Here is a 20,507-nt window from a genome sequence, read left to right as displayed (position 1 = left end):
CACAGATAGCCGATAGAACTGTCTTCATCAAATCAAGTCAGCAAGGGCTGCTTTTGATTTTCGAAGAGTATTAAAAGAACTAGCCAGTTTAAGAAAACCAACTAGTTTGAGGCTTTATAGCAAGGTCAAGACATCAATGTCTGGTTGAGAAGTTGCATTTTTACGATAACGGATTGGCAAGATAAGAAGGGAAATCACCATCGTCACACCAGCAATTATGGCCAATTGCAAGAGAGGGTCAGTATCTGTGCTTGTTTTAAAGATAGTATCTTGGATTAATTGCCATGATGATGAAACAGGAAGGTATGGACGGATAGCTTTTAATCCGGGTGCCATGAGGTATTCTGGAATCATAGTACCTGCCGTCACAACTTGGGCTAATGTTAAAGGTAGGGTTACAAGGAAAGCAACTGCTCCAAGAACCATATAAATAGCTAAGATCAGTTGGAAGCTAACAAAGGTATTGAGACTTAAAATACCAAAGAGTTTAAGAGTGGTCTGCTGACCAAAATGATTAATAAAAGCTAGCATAAGAGCACCAGTTCCGCCAACAGCCAATGAAATCAAGAGGTAATCAACTTCAAGGGCAAGCCAACCAAGCCATTTGCGAGAAACGTTAGAGCGGATAGCCTTTTTAAAGACAAAACTATAAAGGATGATAGATGAAATCATGGCACCGATATAGCTTGATACAGGGGCAATCATTGGTGTCATAATGAGGTTCATATGAGACGTTGGCTTGGGATTGATGTCCTTACTGTTTTCAGAAACGCTATTGAGATTAACGGCATTTTTAGCCATTTGAGTGAACTGTTCTTGGTATTTAGCCGTAACGGTTTTTTGAACAGCATCTAGTTTGGTTGGATCTGTGCCAACTGCCTTTTTGACATCGGCTTCGATTTGAGGTTTAGCCACTTCCATCATTGATTTAATGAGGACAGCCTGCATTTTTTGACTGGACACTGCTAAGTTGAGTTTATTGGTTAATTTGCTAGCGATGGTTGTCCCAGTTTGTTTGCTGATGGTATCACCAGCGCTGTTATAGAAATAATTGAGCTTGACAGCTTTGCCTTGAGCTATATCTTCAGTATAATTTTCAGGGATATTGACGACTAAAGCAGCCTTGTGGTTGCGAAGGATTGATTTGGCTTCTTTCAGGCTCTTTTCGTCTTGGCTAGCAAAATCTAAGGATTTTTTCATGGATTTGACAATAGCTTTACCCTTATCACCATCCTGATTGACGTAGATAATCTTATTTTTTTCAGGGCGATCAGCTGTGTATTTGTAGCCACCGATGTAAATACCAATCATAGCAATTTGATAAACCACTGCAATCACCATGGCAATTAACATGAGTTTATTAAGAATGATTTTTTTAAAAGTCATGATTTCTCCTTTTCGATTTTTAAATAATAAAGTGTATTATAGGACTATTTTTTAACCCATTCAATCAGCAATTTTTTTAAAATCGTTGCTTATCAAACGCCTTCTGCAAAATCGTTGTATATTTCAGAAAAAAGGATAAAATAGATAGTATCGAGGAGGGTATTCATGGATAAGAGAGTGATAAAAACAAAAAGGGCTATCAGAGATGCTTTCGTCCGACTACGAGAGGATAGACCTATTGAAAAGATTTATGTCGAAAACTTGTGTCGAGAAGCACTCATCAATAAGTCTACTTTTTACCGATATTATACGGATATTTACGACCTTGTGGAACAATTACAAGAAGAAGCATTAGAGCCAATTCGCCAGTTTCTTTTGGAAAATCCTATTAAAGAAGAAGACATGACCACCTTTATTGATGATATTGAAGCGACCATGAGTCAAGTCTATGTTGAAAACAAGGCCCTCTTTGGCAATCAGGATGAAATCTTAGAAAAAACCTATCAACTGTATCAAGAGACCATCTCGGAAAATGTTTCTGAAATTTCACGTCTAAGATTATCCTTTGCCGTCGGTGGTGCCTATACCATCTTAAAAAATAACCATTACAGCTTAAAGGAAGACCAAAAAGACATCCTTTACGCCCTCTTTAAGCGGATATTTGCAGATTAAAAAAGCTAAGATAAAATATTCAGCTTCTAATGTAGACACCCTCTTTAAACAATAGTGAAATTGAAAATGTAAGACTTAATTGTAAATAAAAATAAACTCTTAGAAAGGTTGATTTAAGAACCTTTCTAAGAGTTTTGCTTTCCCTAGGAAACTGAAAAAAGTTGAAGAAAATAATCCCCAAAAGACTTTTTTCAAGCGGATCTGGGATAAAATCCCCAGCTTAATTTTTAAGCCTTTCATTTGTCAGACAAAGTGTTGCTACCCACTGAAAGTCAAAAATAGACTAAGCGATGATAGAACCGAAGGTCATCAAAGCAGGTCTGAACTAGTTTTTAAAGAGTAGGAGTGTTCAACACGTCTGAAGGACTGTTTGAAGAGAGAAATTAGAAGAGTGCCAGCTCTTTACACAATGCTCTGGTGATAATATAGTCTTTTGAATTAACTTTGATACGTCGTCACTTTCGGCTTTGCTGTACTCAAGTACTGTTCGCGTCTTAGTTCCTTGTCTGAAAGTTAATTCATTTGACTATAGAACTGAAGGTCATCAAATCAAGTCAATAAGGACTGCTTTTGATTTTCATCGAGTATCAAGTACTGTCTGCGTCTTAATTTCTTGTTCTGAAAGTTAATTCCGTTGACTATAATAGTCTATTTCAGGGCGAACTAAAATCTAGCTCTTTTTAGCGAGCCAAGAAGCAGATAGAGCGAGTTTAGTTTTTTACAAACTGAAGAAAAAAGTGTGATTTAGTCCCCTATTTTAGCCACTAAAATATCTGCTGCAATGGTGATATGCTTTAATGCCTGCCAATCAATCTTATCCAAGTTGACATGGAAAAATAGCGGTGTCATCTGAGCAAAGGTAAGTAACTCTTTTTGTGTGGCAGGATAGGTTTTCGTGAGATGACTTTTTTGATAGTTTGGAAAGGCTTGGCTAAAATGGTTGAGAATTTTAGCATTTGAGTAGGTCTTATTTTTTAGCTGCTCAGAGGCAGCTTGGCGAAGTTCTGCTACATGTTCGCTGGCAGTTACAACTTTAATCAGTTTACCACCAGGCTTTAAGACGCGTTTAAATTCTTGATAGTTGGCAGGGGAGTAGATGTCAAGGATGACATCTACGCTGTTATCAGCTAGTGGTAGTTTTGCCAAATCACCTACAAACCATGTCACGTCTTTTGCAGTATCTTTTTGAGCAGCTAAGCGGATGGAATGTTTAGATAGGTCAAAAGCGATGATATGATTTTTCTCATTTTGGGCGAGTTGACGTGCGTAGTATCCTTCCCCACATGCCACATCAAGGATGACCTTTGTCCTGTCATCACTGCTGATTTCTTTGGCAATAGCCTGTAGAATAGGCTCATAAAAGCCCGCCTCTAAAATGTCATGACGGCGTGCAAAGGAAAGTTTGTCATAATGCTTATCTTGTTTGTTGTTGAGGAGCAGATTAATATAATTTTGTTTCGCAATATCAAACGAGTGTCCCTCTGTACAAACTAATCGTGTGGTTTGATAGTTCATAGCAGAAAGACAGACAGGGCAGGTAAAAAGAGGTGCTAAGGATTTCAAAGTGTGAGACATGGTGCTCCTTTCATAGAAGATGATGGGGTGTAATTTTAGGTTACTAATCTGAAAATGGTAGTTGTCCATTCGTAAGATAAGGTTCTAAGAAGTGTTTCTGTGAGAGATAATCCCTTACATTATAACATCTTTCTAAAAACCTTCTCAAGGTGTTTAACTGTTGTCATATATGCCAACATAAGGCACTTACAAAACTTTAGGTCAAGTTGATTATTGCTAAGAAAATTTGGTGAATCGCTGCTTTATCCATATCCATCTTTCCACAAACCAGATGGCACTTGCGCTAAATCATTTATAGCCTTTTGAATTAACTTCGCTACGTGGTCACTGTCGAACTTGCCGTACTCATACTCTTTGAAAATCAAAAGCAGACTAGGCGGTGCTTTAGATAGAACTAAAGTTCATCAAATCAAGTCAACAAGGTCTGCTTTTGTTTTTATTAAGTATCAAGTACTGTCCGTGTCTTTCGTTTCTTGTTCTGAAAGGTAATTCCTTTGACTATAAAACATTCATCGCTTTAAACATGCAAGAGGAGAGAACACCTGAATCTCCCTCACGCTTGGTCATAAGTCCCCCACCACAGTTGACAATGAGCCCAAAATCCTTCGTTAACGAGTGCCTCTCTTGCGCTATAGTTAACGACAACCAAAAGCCCCCAATCGCTAGAGCCATTCTAACGTTTGGGGGCTTTTTGGTTCTTTGAATTTAACCTATCGATACTATTAGCAACGATGCGTTAAATGTCATTGCAAAGATTTAAGCAATGGTATTGTGAGAATTAGTCTTCGCTATCTCTTTTACGCTTCTTAGAAGCTAGTAGTGCAGCTAGACCAATTGCCATACCACCGTAGACAGCACCTACGTAGTTGCTTGTCTCACCAGTATTTGGTAAGTTTTCAACACCTTTAGCCATGTACTTGTCAGAACCGTTGCGACGTGTTGATGCAGTCGGAGTCATTGGAGACTCAGGAGATTTAGGAGACGGAGTATCAGGTGTATCTGGAGTACCAGGTTTTTCTGGAGTACCAGGCACGTCAGGAGTGTTTGGTTCTTTAGGAGTATCTGGTTTTTCAGGAGTGTTTGGTACGTAAGGGATTGGAGTATCTTCACCTGGGTTGGTTGGAACTGGTGGGATATATCCCTTAGTTGGATCGTTAGGATCCACTGGTTTCAATGGGTTACCGTCTGGATCATTTGGAGTGTATCCTGGAACGTGTGGGATAGGTGGTGTGTTAGGATCGTTAGGATTTACCGGCTCATTTGGATCTTCTGGATCNAATGGGTAAGGTAATTTCGGACGATCTTTACCAGGAATACCTGGGATTTCAGGAATCCAGTTACCAACTTTTTGGTAAACGTAGGTAATCACTGTTTCACCTTTAACAACTTTACCAGATTCTTCCCCTTCAGTCTTACTTGGTACAAGGACATACTTGTCACCCTTGTAAGTGATTTCTGTTGGTTTGTTATCTGTTGTGTCGTATGGTGTATCCACGTCAGACGTTGGTGTGTCTGTCACCTGTTCCTTAATCACGTTACCATCAGTATCTTTGTAACGAACGACAACGCTTCCTACAGGTGTGTAAGGCACAGGAGTGTCTTTTGTAGGGTCGTTAGGGTCTGTGATGGTTGGTGGGATGTAACCTTTTGTAGGATCGTTAGGATCAACTGGTTTGAGCGGTGTCTTACCTGTTGGATCGTTTGGATCTTTAGGCTCATATCCTGGAACATGTGGCAATGGTGGGTTATTGCTTGGATCTTCAGGCGTTTCATCGTAAGGTACTTTTGGAATCTCGATAGAACTGTCTGGATCGTTTGGATCTGGGTTCTTAGGATCTTTCGGTACGTATGGGATGTAGCTACCTGGTTCTTGTGGCACTTCAGGAGTTGTTGGAACCTCTTCTTCGTAAACATAAGTTACGGTTTGAGTACCTTCAACGATAGTACCATTTTCAGCAACAGAACCAGCTTGAACTTCTTTGTAGACGTAAGTCTTACCATCTTTGTAGATCTTAGCAGGTTTGTAGTCGGTTGTGTCGTAGTCAGATCCTACTTTAGCGTTAACTGTATCGTTAACATCTGTTGCGATTGTTTCGCCTTTCGTATTCACGTATTTAACAACAACTGAACCCACTTTTTCTGCAGGTGTTTCTGGTTGAGGTTCTTCTTTGAGTTTGTAGACGTAAGTGATTTCTGTTGTACCTTCAACAACCTTGCCTTGTTCTTGACCTTTAGTCAATACAGGTACAAGCTCATAGGTCTTACCATCTTTTTCGATAGTAGCAGGTTTATTGTCGTCTGCAGTATTGTAGTCTACACCAGTTGACGTTTGAGGAGTGTCTTCAACATCTTCTTTAATGGTGTTGCCATCAATATCGATGTAGTGAACAACAACGTTACCTTTGACTTCTTCGTAAACATAAGTTACTTCAGTCTTCTTACCAGATGGTACTTCACCAGTTTCTTCACCTTCAGTGAGGTTTGGAACACGTTTGTAGGTCTTGCCGTCTGGAGTCTTGATTTCTTCTGGACGGTTGTCGGTTGTGTCGTATGGGCTACCTGGTTTTTGATCTTTTTCGTCTTCTACAGGATCTTTAATCACGTTTCCGTCTTTATCCTTGTAGTTAACAACAACATCACCAGCTTTTTCATAGACGTAAGTGACAACTTTTTCGCCTTCTTCAACGATACCTTTTTCATCTGCTGAACCTGGTTTTACAGGATTTTCAGTGATGTAGTAAGTTGAACCATCTTCACCTTTGATAGTGTTTGGTTTGTTGTCCGCTGTTTCGTATACGGTACCGACTGGAGACTCGTCAGTATCTTTCACTGGAGACTTGATTTCGTTGCCTTCAGTGTCTTCGTATTTAACGACAACAGAACCTGTTTTACCTTCTTCAGGTGTTGTTGGAACATCCTTGACTTCTTCGTAGACGTAGATGACATGAGTTGTTCCTGGGTAGACTGTTGCTTTTTCAGGACCGATGAAATCGTTAGGAGTATTAGGAACAATCGGTGTGTTGCCAACTGTATTTGAGTTTGTATACTCTTTGAACTTGTAAGTCTTACCACCAAAACTAATGAAGTCAGGTTTTTCGAGTTTGGTTTCAGTAGTGTCATACGAACTACCAACTGGTGCGTCTACTGTGTCTTTGTAGTCTGATTGGATGGTTTGACCTTCAGTGTTGACATAGTGAACAACAACAGATCCAACTTTTTCTACTGGTGTTTCTGGCGTAGTAGGCGTTTCTTCTTTGAGTTTGTAGACGTAAGTGATTGACTTGGTCTTACCAGCTTCTACTTGACCGTTAACAGTATCTGTCGTTGTCAAGTGACCGTTAGTATCTGTGTTACCAACTGCGTAATTGCCTTCTGGTACCAACTCGTAAACTTTACCGTCGTCTGTTGTGATTTGTGATGGACGAAGTGTTGCTGTTGTTGTGTCGTAGTCAGTGCCTGGTTTAGCATCTGTAACAGCTTTAACAAGAGGTTTGAGTTCTTTACCTGTTTCGTCTACATACTTAACTTCAACAGAACCAGCTTTTTCGTAAACGTAAGTAACTCTTGTTACACCTTCAACGACTTCACCAGATTCTGGAGCTGAGTCTGATTTATGCTCTTTCAAGTAGTAAACAGATTTTTCGCCGTTGTTTTCGGTTTCAATCTTCTCAGGTTTGTGGTCAAGTGTTTCGTACTTGGTACCTACTGGAGCAACATCAACATCAGTTTCTGGAGCTTTGATGATGTTTCCTTCAGTATCTTCATAAGTTACTTCGACAGAACCATTCTTAACTTCTGGTTGAACTGTTTCTCTGACTTTGTAGACGTAGGTGATGTTCTTAGTCATGTTACCTGCGACTTGACCAGTTTCTTCGTCTGAAGCAGGCCATAGCTGACCACCTGCAGGAGTTGTTAGGCGACCGTTGTAATCTACAACACCAACAGTTTGTTCGCTTGCAGCAACAATATCGTAAATCTTACCGTCATTTCCCAAGATGGTTGTTGGACGGTTGTCATCAGTGGTGTCATATGGTGTGCCTTCTGGTTGGTTCTTCTCGTCAAAGACAGATGGCTTGATAAACTTACCATCTACATCAACATAGTTAACGATAACAGAACCATTCTTAACTTCTACTGGAGTTTCTGGAACTTCTGGTGTTTCTTCGTCATAGACGTAGATAACGTGAGTTGTACCTGCAACAACCTTACCAGTTTCTTGACCAAGAACGTTTGTCTTGTCGGTAGTTACAACAGTTGTTGTACCAACGACGTTTGAAGCAGCCACTTCTTTGAAGTTGTATTTAACTCCGTCTTTAGTGATGGTTTGTGGTTTTTCTTCAGCAGCTTCTTTATTATCAGCGGCGTTGTAAGCTGTATCAAGATCACCTTCAGTGATGTCTTTTACGACTTCTTTGATGACTTGACCTTTAGTGTTGACGTAGTGAATCACAACTGATCCAACTGGTTTGTAGACGTAGACGATGTTTTTAGTACCGTCAATAATCTTACCAGTTTCTTCGGTAGTGACATTTTCACTTGCAATAACCCTATCGCCAACGGTTCCAGTTGCTGAAGTTTCAACTTTCTTATAAGTTACGCCGTCTTTTTCAATGGTTTCAGGTTTTTCAGCAGCTGTGACGGTGTAATCTGTACCGATTGGTTTGTCGTCAGCGTTATGGTGATTTGGTTGGAGTTCATTTCCTTTTGTATCAACATAATGAAGAACAACGTCACCAGCTTTTTGAGTTGGCACTTCACGGTAAACGTAGGTTACTTCTTTCGTCGAACCAGCTTCTACTTTACCAGTTGTCTCATCAGATGATGTCAAATGACCATTGTCATCTACTTCACCGACTGTGTAAGTTCCTTTTGGTACTAACTCATAAGTCTTACCATCTTTTCCTTTAATGAGGTCTAACTTGTGGTCTACGTTTGTATCATAAGGTTCACCTGCATCGGCATTTTCTTCGTCATAAACAGGGTCTTTAATGGTATTACCGTTTACATCAACGTACTTAACAATTACATTACCTGTAATAGCCACACGTTCATACTCGTACTTAACGGTTTGGTCTTCTTTTTTAACCGTGCCTGTTTCTGAGTCAGAACCTGTCTTCACACCTACGTAACGGTAAACTGTACCATCAGCTGTTCTAATAGCTTTTGGACGACCAACTGTTGCATCGTACTCATGGTAAAGGGCTTGATCTTTTTCAATCGTGTCTTTACCAGTTGTTGTCTCAAGGGTTGGAACGAACTTGAAGTCTACAACGTCACCAACAGTACCTGATAGGATAGTATCAGTATCTTTAATGTAGTACTCACGGTAAACGTTACCTGTACCGACGGTACCACGGATACTTGCAGCATCCCCCCAAGTTGCTGTATCAGTAGGAGCTTTAACGTTTGTTAAGATTCCTCCATATTTTAGGTCAGGACGGATAAGTCCCACCTTACCTTGACGGCTGTGGAAGAGGAGTGAACCATCTGAATCAACGGCAAGTCCACCAGTTGTTGCCTGATTTTCTTTTTGAAGAATTTCATTATTTGTAGCATCAATGGTTGTAATATCAGTAGAAATAGGGATAGCGTCTGATAATTTACCCTCAATCTTAGAGTATTTGTTATTACCTGCTGTTGCAGCATCAAAAGTTGCACCGTCAACAGAATAAACGAAGTAGTTAGCCGTATTGTACTGGTTCATGATTAACTTCATATTACCTTCAGTATCAAAGGCAATATCATTACCCACTACATAGCTGTCTAGCTGTTTATAGTAACTTTCTTCTTTATCAAAGCTACCTGATTTCACTAGGTTGGTATCAAGGTAACCAGCATTGGCAACCGTACCAGTCGCTGGATCAAAGGACCACATACGGAAGTAAAGGTCAAAAGTACCATCGGTTTTCGCTTTTTGATAAGCAGCCTCAGTACCTGGTGCCACTTGAGAGAAGGCGGGGTCTGTTTTCAAAGTGAGTGTACCGAAGTAGTACCTGCCGTCTTTAGGGTTTACCGCACCAGCTGTCCAAGCGTTGGTTGCCATAACTCCCATACCGTCTGCCCACGTACGAGCATCGCTTGCAACACTCCATTTCTGGGTTTGCATGTCGTAGCGGTAGATTGCATTGATGGTTGTTCTATCGGCAACATTGATGTCGGAGGTAAATCCGAGAGCGTAGGCGTAGCGTCCGTCATTAGAAAGTCCAAGGGGCATTAATAGCACGATAAGACTCACCGGTACCACTTACCCCTAGATCACCAAAACCTTGTTGTTTTGAAATTTCGACGTTCTTATCATAGAGTGTGCCGCCACCTTCGAAGTCATCTTTGGAAACTGGCGTAATAGTACCTGATTTAGTATCTACTTCATAGATAATGGTAGATTTATCGGTAGATTTTCCACCATTAACCGTACCAGATTGTTGAACGTAGAAGATACCTGGCTTATTACTAAAGCGTTTAAGAACCGTCCATCCATCATTATCCAATACTTCAGCAGCAGTTGGTGCTGTTGCGGGTGTAATAGCACGGAAGCCTGTATAACTTGTACGTGGTTGACCATAAGTTGGGAAAGTTTCCGCACGTTTTTGAGCTTTTTTAGCTTCCTGTGCGAGCAATTCCAAGACAGCCAAGTCACTTGTTTCTTTCAAACGAGCGATATAGCTAGCTTTAACTGCGTCTGATAGCAAATTGTAGCTTGAAATAGCCGCTTCTGTTTTGACTTTAAGGGCTTCAAGCTCTGCCATTTTTGCTTGGTCGTCAGCAGCTGTATCTTGAGCAGCCGCTTCGCTTGTTGTTGTTTCTGACACAGCTGTTGCTGAATCAGCCGCTACCTCAACAGCAGGTGCTGCTTCTACTGGAGTTGCACTTGCTTCTGATGTAGCTGGTGCTTCAACAGTTTTTTCTGATGCTGTTTCTGGTTGACTTGCTTCTGATGTTTCAGCCATTTCTTCTGATACTGCACTTGCTTCGCTGGCAGTTTCTTCAGCCGCTTCAGTAGCAGTAGGAGCTGTGCTTTCAGCAAATGGTTCAGCTGAAGTTGGCTGTGTTTCTGACACATCAGTTGCAGGTGCTTCTGATGTCGATGATGGTGCTGAGCCATCATCTGTAACAGTTGGATTTGTCAATTCAACTGTGTCCTTTGTTACCGTTTCCGCTGCAGCTTCTGGTCCAGCCAGACCTAACAGCACGGTACCTAAAAGGACGGATGCTGCTCCAAACGAATACTTACGAATGGAGAAGCGCTGTTTTTGTTTAAAAAACATATAAACCTCCTGGTCTCTTTTTAAAATTTCTATGGACTCCTATTTAAATGTTAAAAGCCAAATTTATAACATAATTATTAAGGGTAAAAATCAAGCAATCTTGCTATTTATTTTAAGATTTTTATGATAAACTACGACAGGATATTGTTTTTATCTTATTTTTTAATGTAAAGAGTCTAATAACCTTTTTTTACTATTATTTTCCTATTATAGTTAAACACTCATTAAAAGGACTGTTTTTTATATAGAATGCAATGTAACAGAGGTATTTCTTGTTCATTTCTTACTTTTCAGAGATTTTCACGAAAAAATATTAGAGTGATTTTCTAGTTCTAAAAGTGTAACGATGATGCTACCAAGTATAGGGGCAGTTTTAGATTTTTAAGAATGGATCGTCAGACTTTATTTCTTGATGGGATTGCCTGTCTAAGATTTTATGAAGTAAGGAGATTTTCATTTTTTAAAGCGCAGGCTGTACAGTTGCCTTATTTCTTGTTCGTTTCTTACTTTTCAGAGAGTTTCATGAAAATATGGTGAGCTGATTTGTTGATATGATAAGTGTAAGGTCAATGCTGTCAAGTATAGGGGGAGTTTTAGGTTTTTAAGAATGGATCGCCAGACGTCATTTTTTCATGAGGTGGCTTGTTTAAGATGGTATGAAGCAGATGGGGTTTCATTGTCTAAAGCAGATGTTATCCAAAATGGAGCTTGTGAAGAGGGAGTGATGGTAAGGGTGGCATTTGTGGCTAGTAAGTTAAGACGGTGTGTTATAATTGGTAGCGCACTAGAAAAGAAACAAAAGTTTATTTAAAGGAGCATTTAACCGTGGTTATATCTGTAGTGAAAGTGGGGGAAGACAAGTCGGCATTTGATTTGTTTGTGGAAAAGCACCCGCACGGCAATTTGTTGCAAACGAGTCTTTGGGGGCAAGTGAAGAGCAACTGGGCGTCTGAACAGGTCGCTTTTTATCGCAATCAAGAATTGGTGGCTTGTGCCTCTATCCTTATTAAAACCGTTTTTAAGCATGTCAGAGTGGCTTATGTGCCGAGAGGACCAGTCGTTGATTATGGTGATAGGGAGTTGGTGGTTTCTGTTTTTGAGGCTTTAAAAGCCTATGCACGCAGAGAGAAGTTCTTACTACTTAAGTGTGATCCGAATGTCCTTTTTAATAGAAGTGATGAGAAGCAAGTTGAGGGTTGTCATGAGTTGATTGACCGTTTTGAAAAGATGGGGTTTGTCTGGTCGGGCTTGACGACTAGGTTGGCTGATGCTGTTCAACCACGTTTTCAGGCGAATAAATATCTAAATGATGATGCTATCAATGATTATCAAAAGCATGCCAAACGTTTAATTAAAAAAGCCAATAAAAAGGGTGTTGAGATTATTAAGGGGCAGGAGGATGAGGTTAAGTGTTTTTCTGAATTAGTCCTTCTGACAGAAAGGCGTAAGCAAATTCAGTTGAGGAACTATGATTATTTTCAAAAAATAAAAGATGTTTATGGCGATAGGGCGGAATTTTATTTTGCAAAGATTGATGTTGCTAAGCAGCTGGCTGAGCAAAAGGAACGCTTAGCACAGCTGGAAAAAGCCTTGGGTGAGACACCGGAAAATCAAAAAAATCGTTTAAAGGACCTCAAGCAGCAAGAGACTTCCATTCGCAAACAAATCGAAGAATTAGACGACTTGGCAAAAGACAATCCAAATCAGTTGGTAATGGCGGGTGTCCTTGGCATTCGTTTTGGATATGGTATCGAGTTACTCTATGCTAGTATGGATGACAGTTTTAAACATTATTATCCCCAGTACCTTTTAGATGCTGAAATTTTCAAGCGATGCCATCAGGAAGGCTTGCAGTGGGCAAACATGGGGGGCGTTGAAGGCAATCTTGAGGGGGGACTAGCAACCTTTAAGGCATCCTTCAAGCCAACTATTGAGGAGTATGTCGGCGAATTTAACTTAGCCCTTAACAAACCACTTTATCAATTGGCTAATTATCTCTACAAAATTTATAAAAAAAAGTAATCAGAATGTAGGCAAAGCCTCTATCAGATTGAAGAAAAAGTCCAGACGGGACAATTTTCTTCAATTTTTTTCTTTTTAATAAACAAGTCAAGAGAGTTTTGTTTAAATAAAAAAACAACAAGAAATGACTTGTCGTTTGTTAGGCTTAAAAAATAATAATGATTTTGTCTTTTTTCAGGCAGGTTCGAAGTGGGAAATACCAGATGAATCTACGGTAAATAAAAGAGTTAAAAAGATTGTGAAAGAATTAAACATCAAGCCTATTATCACGGCTTATGGTGCTCGGCATACTTATGGTAGTGTTAAAGTTCAAGAAGGAGTACCCTTGGAGGTATTGGCAAGGTGGTTTGGACATAAAGATACTAGCATGTTAAGAAGTATATATATACATCTTTTAGAAGAGACCCGTAATGAGTGGTTTGAAAAGGAAAAAACTTCTGGTGGGCAAACTGGTGGGCAACTGCTAAAATGACACTCAAAAAAGCCCTATATAAAAGGCTTTTTTCAAATATTGCACTATGCCCCCTACAGGGCTCGAACCTGTGACCCATGGATTAAGAGTCCACTGCTCTACCAACTGAGCTAAGGAGGCGATAAGAAAAAGCTGTATTGGTACCGGTGATTCACGGCTTGTATTGAACCCGCGCAATAAAGCAGGTGGGCGACGTGTCCTTGACTTTAGTCGCTTCCGCGTGAAACGGCTTGCATACTGTCAAGAAACGTTTGTCTCCCGAAAATACAAAGAATTAGTCGGTCAACACTTAGATGTGAATTCGTATACCACAGCTATATTTCTATTAATTATGATACCACTTTTTTAAAAAAATTCAAGAGAAAATCTCAAAAAATGGAAGCGTTTGCTAGATGGGTCATTGTGAAAGCTTATCAATTCGCTGTTTATTGGCAGCGAGTGCGCGTTCGTATTTTCCTGTCTCATTTGCCTCAAAATAATTCGCCTGCTTCAACTTATCTGGTAGGTATTGCTGTTTGACCCATTTTTCTGGATAAGCATGTGGGTATTTATAGTCTTGGGCATTTCCTAGCTCTTGACTACCAGCGTAGTGACCGTCGCGTAAGTGTCTTGGAATGGGGAGATTTCCCGAGTGGCGTAAGTCTTTTAAAGCCGCATCCATGGCGAGGTAGGCTGAGTTGGATTTTGGTGATAGGGCTAGATCGATGACGACGTTGGCTATCAAGATTCTTGCTTCGGGGAAGCCGATTTTTTGCGCCGCTTCCAGAGCTGTTACGGTGTGGATTTGGGCTTCAGGATTGGCTAAGCCAATATCCTCATAGGCGATAACCGTTAATCGTCGTGCTAAACTTGGCAAATCCCCAGCTTCCACAAGGCGCGCGGCATAGTGGAGACTGGCATTCACATCAGATCCACGGATAGACTTTTGTAGGGCTGAGAGGACATCATAGTGAGCATCTCCGTCTTTATCCATGGTAATATAGCTGCGCTGCAAACTGTTCTCAACCGTGCTTAGTGTGATGTGGCGACTACCGTCAGCGTCTTCTTGTGTGGACATAACAGCTAGGTCGAGGGAATTGTAGGCAGAGCGCAGATCTCCATTGGTTGCTGTAGCGATAAAGTCTAAGGCTGCGCTATCCAAATGCACATCGAAAGCGAAGCCCCGCTCCTTGTCTGAGATGGCTGTTTGAATGGCTATCTTGATGTCATCATTATTCAAGGGTTCTAGCTCAAAAATCTGAACACGGGAGCGGATGGCGGGCGTGACGGAGAAAAATGGATTCTCCGTTGTAGCACCAATCATGATGATATTGCCGTTTTCCAAGAGTGGAAGTAGAAAATCTTGCTTGGTCTTATCGAGCCGATGAATCTCGTCTAGAAGTAGTACCAGTCCGCCAGAAAACTTGGCTTCCTCAGCGATTTCTTGCAGTCTTTTTTTAGTATCAACTGTGGCATTAAAAGTGCGAAAAGCATACTGGGTTGTTCCAGCGATGGCACTAGCGATAGAAGTCTTTCCAATTCCAGGAGGTCCATAGAGAATCATGGAAGAGAGCATGTTGGCTTCAACCATACGGCGAATGATTTTTCCCTCGCCGACCAAATGCTTTTGACCAATGACTTCTGAAATATTGCGTGGTCGCATGCGTAGGGCTAAATTATCAGGCATTGCCATCCTCCAAAGAGAGACTTAAAATGAGATCATCCACGTAGTCGCCATTGATAAGAAAAGCGTTCGTCACACGACCTTCTTCTGAAAAATGGAAACTTTGGTAGAAAGCGATAGCTTGTTGATTATTGGCAAGGACGTGAATCGTCACTTTTTGGAAATCTTTTGTCTTAGCTTCTTCAAAGAAGTAGTCCATCAAGGCTTTTCCCACTCCCTCTTTTTGGTTGTCGGGATCAACAGCGATACTAAAGGTGACAACGTGCTTACCAGATTCAAAAGAATAGTAGGGGTGGAAATCCAAGACACCTAAGATTTCGTGTGACGTCTCATCTTCTGCAATGAGATAGTGAGTGTTGCTTTCGAATTTTTCCAAAATCTTGTTTGCGTCAGAGATTGGTAGAGGGGCTGGTGTTGTTTCAGCAGTCCAAACCTTATTTTCAATAGAAACAATATCATCGATGTCTTCTAATGTCATGTAGCGAATGTTCATTTTGATTAGTTCCTTCGTCTAAATTATGCTAGAATTATTATACTATAAATAATGATACGAGAAGACATTTTAATGTCTTTCTTGAGTGAGGAAGAGCATGGCTAAGTTTGGATTTTTATCCGTTTTAGAAGAAGAGTTAGAAAAGCATTTGGATGTGGATTTTGCCATTGATTGGGATAAAAAAAATCATGCGGTAGAGGTCGTGGTTGTTTTAGAAGCGCAAAACAAATCAGAAGTTGAAGTCATTGATGATGTGGCGGAAGTTTCTAATGATGACATTGTTTTCGAAGATTTTATCCTCTTCTATAACCCAGCTAAAACCAAGTTTGATCCAGAAGATTACTTGGTAGCTATCCCTTATGAACCCAAAAAAGGTTTGTCACGTGAGTTTTTGGACTATTTTGCCAAAACGTTGAATGATGTGACTATGGAGGGAATTAGCGACCTCATGGACTTCTTACAAGACGATAGCATCCCAGAATTTGCTCTCAAGTGGGATGACAACGCCTTTGAAAAAGGTAGGGCAGAGTTGGTAGAGACGGAATTTTATGGTTATCCGAGGTATTAGAGAAATTTTAGGAGGCTTGTTATGGTACAACTACAAAAAGCATCTTTTAGCGATTTAGAGGTCGTCCAAGAAATACAACGACAGAGCTTTAAAGTTTGGTATGACAAGTATCAGGATGAACATAACCCTTACTTAGAAACAAAAGAGAATATTGAGGAGAAGTTTAGTCGTCCGACTAGTTTTTATTATCTGATAAAAGAGAGGGAGAAGACGGTTGGTTTTTTGCGATTGCAGACTAATTCTGAACAAAAAGAAGGCTGGTTAGCAAGTGTAGCTATTTACCCAAAAGAACAAAGAAAAGGGTATGCTTCAACAGCGATTACTCTAGTGGAACAAGCTCATTCCTCTATCGTAAAATGGGACTTGTGTACGATTTTTCAAGAAAAATCTCTAGTAAATCTATATGAAAAGTGTGGTTATAAGACGACACATACGGAGTCAGTGCAAGAAGGAATGGACTTGGTATTTATGACTAAGTTATTATCGTGATGGAAAATGATGCTGATTACCGATTTCCTTAAAGACGACCAAGTCTACGAGAGTTTGAAAGGACGATTGAGAGATTAGTTAGAAATAACGCTTAAGTTTAGGGAATAGATTGTGAATCCTGTGAGCATTTTGGTCATAGGATTTTAAATTGCTGAATAATCAGTGATATGGTAGTATGTATATACAAGATATACAAAGGAGAAAAAGATGGCTACCATTCAAAAAAACTCTCAATTCAGTTTTCGGACAAATGCAGAGTTGCTAAATCGTGCTAGGGAGATTGTGGGATATGAAGATTTAGATATGTCAACTCTATTTAATAATGTCTTACAGACTGTCGTAGATCAGGAAAGTGTCCCAGCTGTACTATTGGGTAATCAAAAATCTAAAAAAGATAAAATTGTAGATGAATTATTTTCAGAAATCCAAAAAGGCTATGACAGTTATCTGGCAGGGGAAGTAAAGCCTGCAAGTGAGGTGTTTGCAAAATATGAGTCGTAAGTTGATGATTACTTCCGATGCAGAAGAAGATTTAGATGATATTTACCAATACATTTTAAATCATTTTTTAGCACCACAAGCCGCTGAGAATACGATGACCAATATTCGTCTAGCTATTGAGCAACTTCTTGAGATTCCAAGTCTAGGCATTGATGTTTCAGATCGCTTAGGCAGACAATTTTCGAAAGAACATGTTTTAAGGATGACGCTAGCCGGAAAATATCTTGTCTTTTATATTGATGACGGAATGGCTATTGTGGTCTTAAGGGTTCTCTACCAGAAACGAAATTGGATTGATATTTTTAAGTAGGCTGAAGAAGGGATTGTACTAACGCATGACTCATGACATGTTACTAACTGCAGGGCCGATGGAGCGGATGGTATCGGGAGAGAAAACGATTGAATTGCGATTGAACGATGAAAAGAGACAGGTGATTCAGGTCGGGGATTCTATTCGTTTTTATCAGACAGATGATATGTCTAAGACTTTATTAACCAAGGTATTGGCATTACATTATTTTCCAAACTTTGCAGAACTTTATCAGCATCTTCCTTTGAAAAAATGTGGCTATACGGATCAAAATATTGTCACGGCAAAACCTGAGGATATGGACGTCTATTATAGTCCTGAGCGACAAAAACTGTATGGAGTTGTGGGAATTGAGTTGGAGGTTATTGATAATATTTTCTAATAAAATAAAAAGTGTTGATTCAAAATCACATGGGAAAGCAAGCTAACAATTTAGAATTTGAATACAAAATGTTTTCTGATAGATAGAATTTTGAATAATGAGAAAGGAATTGGTTTAGTTAGTTTATCTAACTGAACCCGCCCTAAACAAAAATGAAATAGAAAGGAGCGTTCAGTTTAATATAAAGGGTTAAATTGAACACGGGACTAATTTTCTAGGAAAAAAGATAAAACTGTCTAGACGCGAGCGTCGTCGTTAGTTTTCCTATTTTTCTACAAAAATTTTCGTAAGCGAAGCGTCCCTTTGTATCTTATATACTGAACACGGGACTAATTTTCTAGGAAAAAAGATAAGACTGCCTAGACGCGAGCGTCGTCGTTAGTTTTCCTATTTTCTACAAAAATTTTCGCAAGCGAAGCGTCCCTTTGTATCTTATTATGTGGAACGAACTTACCATTCACGTTTTGCGTGAGGCTGAGGAGGCAGTTTCTAACCTCCTTATTGAAACGGGGAGTCAGGGGGTTGCGATTGCAGACTCTGCTGATTATATTTGTCAGGAGGATCGCTTCGGTGAGCTTTATCCTGAAGTGGAGCAGTCCGATATGATTGCAATTACGGCTTATTACCCTGATACTATGGACTTATCTGAGGTTACGGAGCACCTTCAAGCTGGTCTTGGCAGACTGGCTAAATCTGGGGTGACACTGGGCGATTACGCTCTTGATTCAAAAGAATTAGCCGAAGAAAACTGGGCAGACAACTGGAAGAAATACTACGAACCTGCTCGCATTACCCACGATTTAACGATTGTGCCATCTTGGACGGACTATGAGGCGACAGCTTCTGAGAAGGTCATCCGTCTAGATCCGGGTATGGCTTTTGGCACGGGAACGCACCCGACGACCAAGATGAGTTTATTTGCTTTGGAGCAGGTGCTTCGTGGCGGTGAGACGGTTCTTGATGTGGGGACTGGTTCTGGTGTGCTTTCAATTGCTAGTTCACTCCTAGGTGCCAAAGAGATTTTTGCCTATGATTTGGATGATGTAGCCGTGCGCGTGGCTCAGGAAAATATCGATATGAACCCTAATATGGAAAATATTCATGTGGCAGCTGGGGATTTGTTAAAAGGGGTTGAGATTGAGGCGGATGTCATTGTCGCTAACATTTTGGCAGACATTCTCATTCATCTGACAGACGATGCCTATCGTTTGGTTAAGGACGAGGGCTATCTCATCATGTCTGGTATCATTGCTGATAAGTGGGAGATGGTTCGTGCGAGTGCTGAAAAGGCTGGTTTCTTCCTTGAAACCCATATGATTCAGGGTGAGTGGAACGCCTGTATTTTCAAGAAAACCGACGATATTTCCGGTGTGATTGGAGGCTAGATGCAGCAGTATTTTGTAAAGGGAGCGCCTGAAAATCCTATTATTATCACTGATAAAGACACTGTCAAGCATATGTTCAACGTCATGCGCTTGACTGAAGGCGATGAGGTCGTCTTGGTTTTTGAAGATGGTGTCAAACGTTTGGCTAAGGTTTTGGATGCTTTGGAACATTCTTTTGGGCTTGTCGAGGAATGGCTTGAGGATACGGAATTACCAGTCCGTGTCACGATAGCTTCAGGATTTCCTAAGGGAGATAAACTAGAGTTGATTACACAAAAAGCAACAGAGCTGGGTGCGAGTGCCATTTGGGCTTTTCCAGCTGATTGGTCAGTGGTCAAATGGGATGGCAAAAAATTAGCCAAAAAGGAAGACAAATTAGCTAAAATCGCTCTTGGGGCTGCGGAGCAGTCAAAACGAAATCGAGTGCCAGAAGTGCGATTGTTTGACGCAAAGAAAGACTTTCTAGGGTGTTTGGGCGAGTTTGATAAGATTTTTATCGCCTATGAAGAATCCGCCAAAGCAGGCGAAATGGCAGTCTTGGCGCGTGAGTTAAAAAACATGGAAAAGGACACGAAGCTTCTCTTTGTCTTTGGGCCAGAGGGAGGTATCTCACCTAGAGAAGTTGAAGCTTTGGAGGCTGAAGGAGCGTTAAAATGTGGACTTGGTCCTCGCATTATGCGGACGGAGACCGCACCCCTGTACGCCCTGTCAGCTGTTAGTTTTGCGACAGAATTGTGGCAATAACAAGTGCTTTCTGAAATGTACTGAACGTTTCACTTGTCACATGCGATTAGAGAACGTTATCAATTGTAGTGGGTGACTGATCATTAAGGAGAAGAGAGAATCGATTGGTTCTCTCTTTTTAGTTTCTGAAAATAAAGTGCTTTCCTTCGTGGTGCGAAAACACGGAGCTTGCTAGGTAGCTAGAAATGTTAAGTCCTCATGATGTAGAAGAATGCGATGAGATGTGTTCGTGATAGGAAGCATGGGATTTATTTTTTTTGCTTGTTTTAATTGGTTTCATTGATAGAGGATAGCGTTGATTTTATGGTATCTATGATACGTCTATTTTTGTTAAGTATAACTTGAGTTTGGTATTGAAGTAAGGTGGCTGTCATGTATCGGTGAGTTAGCTATTTGGCTTGATTAGCCTTATAAAGAGTATCGTGAAGTTAGAGTCTTTTGATTTAACTTTGATACGTCGTCACTGTCAACTTGCTCTACTCCTATTCTTTGAAAATCAAGCACTGCCCGTGTCTCACTTTTTTGTCTGAAAGTTAATTGATTTGACGATATCATTTGCTTTAGCAATTAATGTCCAAAA

The 20,507-nt window shown here is 40.4% G+C and carries 16 protein-coding genes, 1 tRNA gene, 1 other RNA gene and 1 pseudogene; 11 read left to right on the top strand and 8 right to left on the bottom strand.

The annotated features are described in order from the left end of the window. Window positions 1-114: 114 nt before the first annotated feature. A complete protein-coding gene (locus A3IA_RS0109390) occupies window positions 115-1,386 on the bottom strand; it encodes a YhgE/Pip domain-containing protein (RefSeq protein ID WP_018381066.1) in 1,272 nt (423 codons plus the stop codon). A 165-nt stretch (window positions 1,387-1,551) separates the two neighbouring features. Here A3IA_RS0109390 and A3IA_RS0109385 point away from each other — a divergent pair, with 165 nt between their 5' ends. After that, complete coding sequence (locus A3IA_RS0109385) at window positions 1,552-2,058, top strand: TetR/AcrR family transcriptional regulator (RefSeq protein ID WP_018381065.1); 507 nt, start codon at window positions 1,552-1,554, stop codon at window positions 2,056-2,058. Window positions 2,059-2,802: 744 nt separating this feature from the next. Here the strand turns inward: A3IA_RS0109385 and A3IA_RS0109380 are convergent. From A3IA_RS0109380 to A3IA_RS0109365, 3 genes are all read right to left on the bottom strand, one after another. Beyond that, window positions 2,803-3,633 carry a methyltransferase domain-containing protein gene (locus tag A3IA_RS0109380; protein ID WP_018381064.1) on the bottom strand — a complete coding sequence of 277 codons (831 nt, stop codon included), beginning with the start codon at window positions 3,631-3,633 and terminating at the stop codon, window positions 2,803-2,805. A gap of 778 nt (window positions 3,634-4,411) precedes the next feature. Beyond that, on the bottom strand, window positions 4,412-9,337 hold the full coding sequence (locus A3IA_RS0109370) for a MucBP domain-containing protein (RefSeq protein ID WP_425314540.1): 4,926 nt from the start codon (window positions 9,335-9,337) through the stop codon (window positions 4,412-4,414). Between the two features lie 490 nt (window positions 9,338-9,827). Beyond that, entirely contained in the window at window positions 9,828-10,898 is a 1,071-nt protein-coding gene (locus tag A3IA_RS0109365; RefSeq protein WP_018381062.1) for a YSIRK-type signal peptide-containing protein, read from the bottom strand. Window positions 10,899-11,505: 607 nt separating this feature from the next. Here A3IA_RS0109365 and A3IA_RS0109360 point away from each other — a divergent pair. The 3 genes and pseudogenes from A3IA_RS0109360 to A3IA_RS12075 all read left to right on the top strand — a co-directional run. Then, on the top strand, window positions 11,506-11,709 hold the full coding sequence (locus A3IA_RS0109360; protein WP_018381061.1) for a hypothetical protein: 204 nt from the start codon (window positions 11,506-11,508) through the stop codon (window positions 11,707-11,709). Window positions 11,710-11,723: 14 nt separating this feature from the next. Next, window positions 11,724-12,920 (top strand): peptidoglycan bridge formation glycyltransferase FemA/FemB family protein, encoded by a 1,197-nt coding sequence (locus tag A3IA_RS0109355; RefSeq protein ID WP_018381060.1) that lies wholly within the window; start codon window positions 11,724-11,726, stop codon window positions 12,918-12,920. 74 nt (window positions 12,921-12,994) lie between these two features. Continuing rightward, window positions 12,995-13,392 (top strand): annotated as a pseudogene (locus A3IA_RS12075) (tyrosine-type recombinase/integrase); the annotation flags it as partial. A gap of 47 nt (window positions 13,393-13,439) precedes the next feature. On the opposite strand, the gene A3IA_RS0109345 reads toward A3IA_RS12075, so the two are convergent. From A3IA_RS0109345 to A3IA_RS0109335, 4 genes are all read right to left on the bottom strand, one after another. Next, window positions 13,440-13,512: transfer RNA gene (locus A3IA_RS0109345), tRNA-Lys, on the bottom strand. A 5-nt stretch (window positions 13,513-13,517) separates the two neighbouring features. After that, window positions 13,518-13,712: non-coding RNA, 6S RNA (gene ssrS, locus A3IA_RS12770), on the bottom strand. 77 nt (window positions 13,713-13,789) lie between these two features. Further along, a complete protein-coding gene (locus A3IA_RS0109340; protein ID WP_018381058.1) occupies window positions 13,790-15,058 on the bottom strand; it encodes a replication-associated recombination protein A in 1,269 nt (422 codons plus the stop codon). After that, the gene (locus A3IA_RS0109335; protein ID WP_018381057.1) at window positions 15,051-15,548 is read right to left on the bottom strand and encodes a GNAT family N-acetyltransferase; all 498 of its coding nucleotides are present in this window, start codon (window positions 15,546-15,548) and stop codon (window positions 15,051-15,053) included. The genes A3IA_RS0109340 and A3IA_RS0109335 overlap by 8 nt, the downstream gene beginning before the upstream one ends. Window positions 15,549-15,645: 97 nt before the next feature. Here A3IA_RS0109335 and A3IA_RS0109330 point away from each other — a divergent pair, with 97 nt between their 5' ends. From A3IA_RS0109330 to A3IA_RS0109300, 7 genes are all read left to right on the top strand, one after another. Continuing rightward, on the top strand, window positions 15,646-16,116 hold the full coding sequence (locus tag A3IA_RS0109330) for a DUF3013 family protein (protein WP_018381056.1): 471 nt from the start codon (window positions 15,646-15,648) through the stop codon (window positions 16,114-16,116). Window positions 16,117-16,137: 21 nt separating this feature from the next. Continuing rightward, a complete protein-coding gene (locus tag A3IA_RS0109325) occupies window positions 16,138-16,605 on the top strand; it encodes a GNAT family N-acetyltransferase (RefSeq protein ID WP_018381055.1) in 468 nt (155 codons plus the stop codon). A gap of 207 nt (window positions 16,606-16,812) precedes the next feature. After that, entirely contained in the window at window positions 16,813-17,106 is a 294-nt protein-coding gene (gene relB, locus A3IA_RS0109320) for a type II toxin-antitoxin system RelB/ParD family antitoxin (RefSeq protein WP_018381054.1), read from the top strand. Further along, window positions 17,096-17,416, top strand: coding sequence for a type II toxin-antitoxin system RelE/ParE family toxin (locus A3IA_RS0109315; protein ID WP_018381053.1), 321 nt, complete (start codon window positions 17,096-17,098; stop codon window positions 17,414-17,416). Before relB ends, A3IA_RS0109315 begins: the two co-directional genes overlap by 11 nt. A gap of 25 nt (window positions 17,417-17,441) precedes the next feature. After that, window positions 17,442-17,798 carry an ASCH domain-containing protein gene (locus A3IA_RS0109310; protein WP_018381052.1) on the top strand — a complete coding sequence of 119 codons (357 nt, stop codon included), beginning with the start codon at window positions 17,442-17,444 and terminating at the stop codon, window positions 17,796-17,798. 437 nt (window positions 17,799-18,235) lie between these two features. Further along, the gene (gene prmA, locus A3IA_RS0109305; RefSeq protein WP_018381051.1) at window positions 18,236-19,183 is read left to right on the top strand and encodes a 50S ribosomal protein L11 methyltransferase; all 948 of its coding nucleotides are present in this window, start codon (window positions 18,236-18,238) and stop codon (window positions 19,181-19,183) included. Then, the gene (locus A3IA_RS0109300) at window positions 19,184-19,927 is read left to right on the top strand and encodes a 16S rRNA (uracil(1498)-N(3))-methyltransferase (protein WP_018381050.1); all 744 of its coding nucleotides are present in this window, start codon (window positions 19,184-19,186) and stop codon (window positions 19,925-19,927) included. The last annotated feature ends 580 nt before the right edge of the window (window positions 19,928-20,507 follow it).

Source organism: Streptococcus thoraltensis DSM 12221 (assembly GCF_000380145.1).
Lineage (GTDB): Bacteria > Bacillota > Bacilli > Lactobacillales > Streptococcaceae > Streptococcus > Streptococcus thoraltensis.
The sequence above is the reverse complement of the archived record's forward strand: the minus strand, read 5'-3'. Positions and strand labels throughout refer to the sequence as shown.

Excerpts from the sequence above, each read along its gene's own strand:
- A3IA_RS0109325 (WP_018381055.1), top strand. The coding sequence starts at position 16,138 with ATGGTACAACTACAAAAAGCATCTTTTAGCGATTTAGAGGTCGTCCAA.
- A3IA_RS0109340 (WP_018381058.1), bottom strand. The coding sequence starts at position 15,058 with ATGCCTGATAATTTAGCCCTACGCATGCGACCACGCAATATTTCAGAA.
- A3IA_RS0109310 (WP_018381052.1), top strand. The coding sequence starts at position 17,442 with ATGACTCATGACATGTTACTAACTGCAGGGCCGATGGAGCGGATGGTA.
- prmA (WP_018381051.1), top strand. The coding sequence starts at position 18,236 with ATGTGGAACGAACTTACCATTCACGTTTTGCGTGAGGCTGAGGAGGCA.
- A3IA_RS0109330 (WP_018381056.1), top strand. The coding sequence starts at position 15,646 with ATGGCTAAGTTTGGATTTTTATCCGTTTTAGAAGAAGAGTTAGAAAAG.
- A3IA_RS0109360 (WP_018381061.1), top strand. The coding sequence starts at position 11,506 with ATGGATCGCCAGACGTCATTTTTTCATGAGGTGGCTTGTTTAAGATGG.
- A3IA_RS0109300 (WP_018381050.1), top strand. The coding sequence starts at position 19,184 with ATGCAGCAGTATTTTGTAAAGGGAGCGCCTGAAAATCCTATTATTATC.
- A3IA_RS0109335 (WP_018381057.1), bottom strand. The coding sequence starts at position 15,548 with ATGAACATTCGCTACATGACATTAGAAGACATCGATGATATTGTTTCT.
- A3IA_RS0109390 (WP_018381066.1), bottom strand. The coding sequence starts at position 1,386 with ATGACTTTTAAAAAAATCATTCTTAATAAACTCATGTTAATTGCCATG.
- A3IA_RS0109380 (WP_018381064.1), bottom strand. The coding sequence starts at position 3,633 with ATGTCTCACACTTTGAAATCCTTAGCACCTCTTTTTACCTGCCCTGTC.
- A3IA_RS0109365 (WP_018381062.1), bottom strand. The coding sequence starts at position 10,898 with ATGTTTTTTAAACAAAAACAGCGCTTCTCCATTCGTAAGTATTCGTTT.
- A3IA_RS0109315 (WP_018381053.1), top strand. The coding sequence starts at position 17,096 with ATGAGTCGTAAGTTGATGATTACTTCCGATGCAGAAGAAGATTTAGAT.
- A3IA_RS0109385 (WP_018381065.1), top strand. The coding sequence starts at position 1,552 with ATGGATAAGAGAGTGATAAAAACAAAAAGGGCTATCAGAGATGCTTTC.
- relB (WP_018381054.1), top strand. The coding sequence starts at position 16,813 with ATGGCTACCATTCAAAAAAACTCTCAATTCAGTTTTCGGACAAATGCA.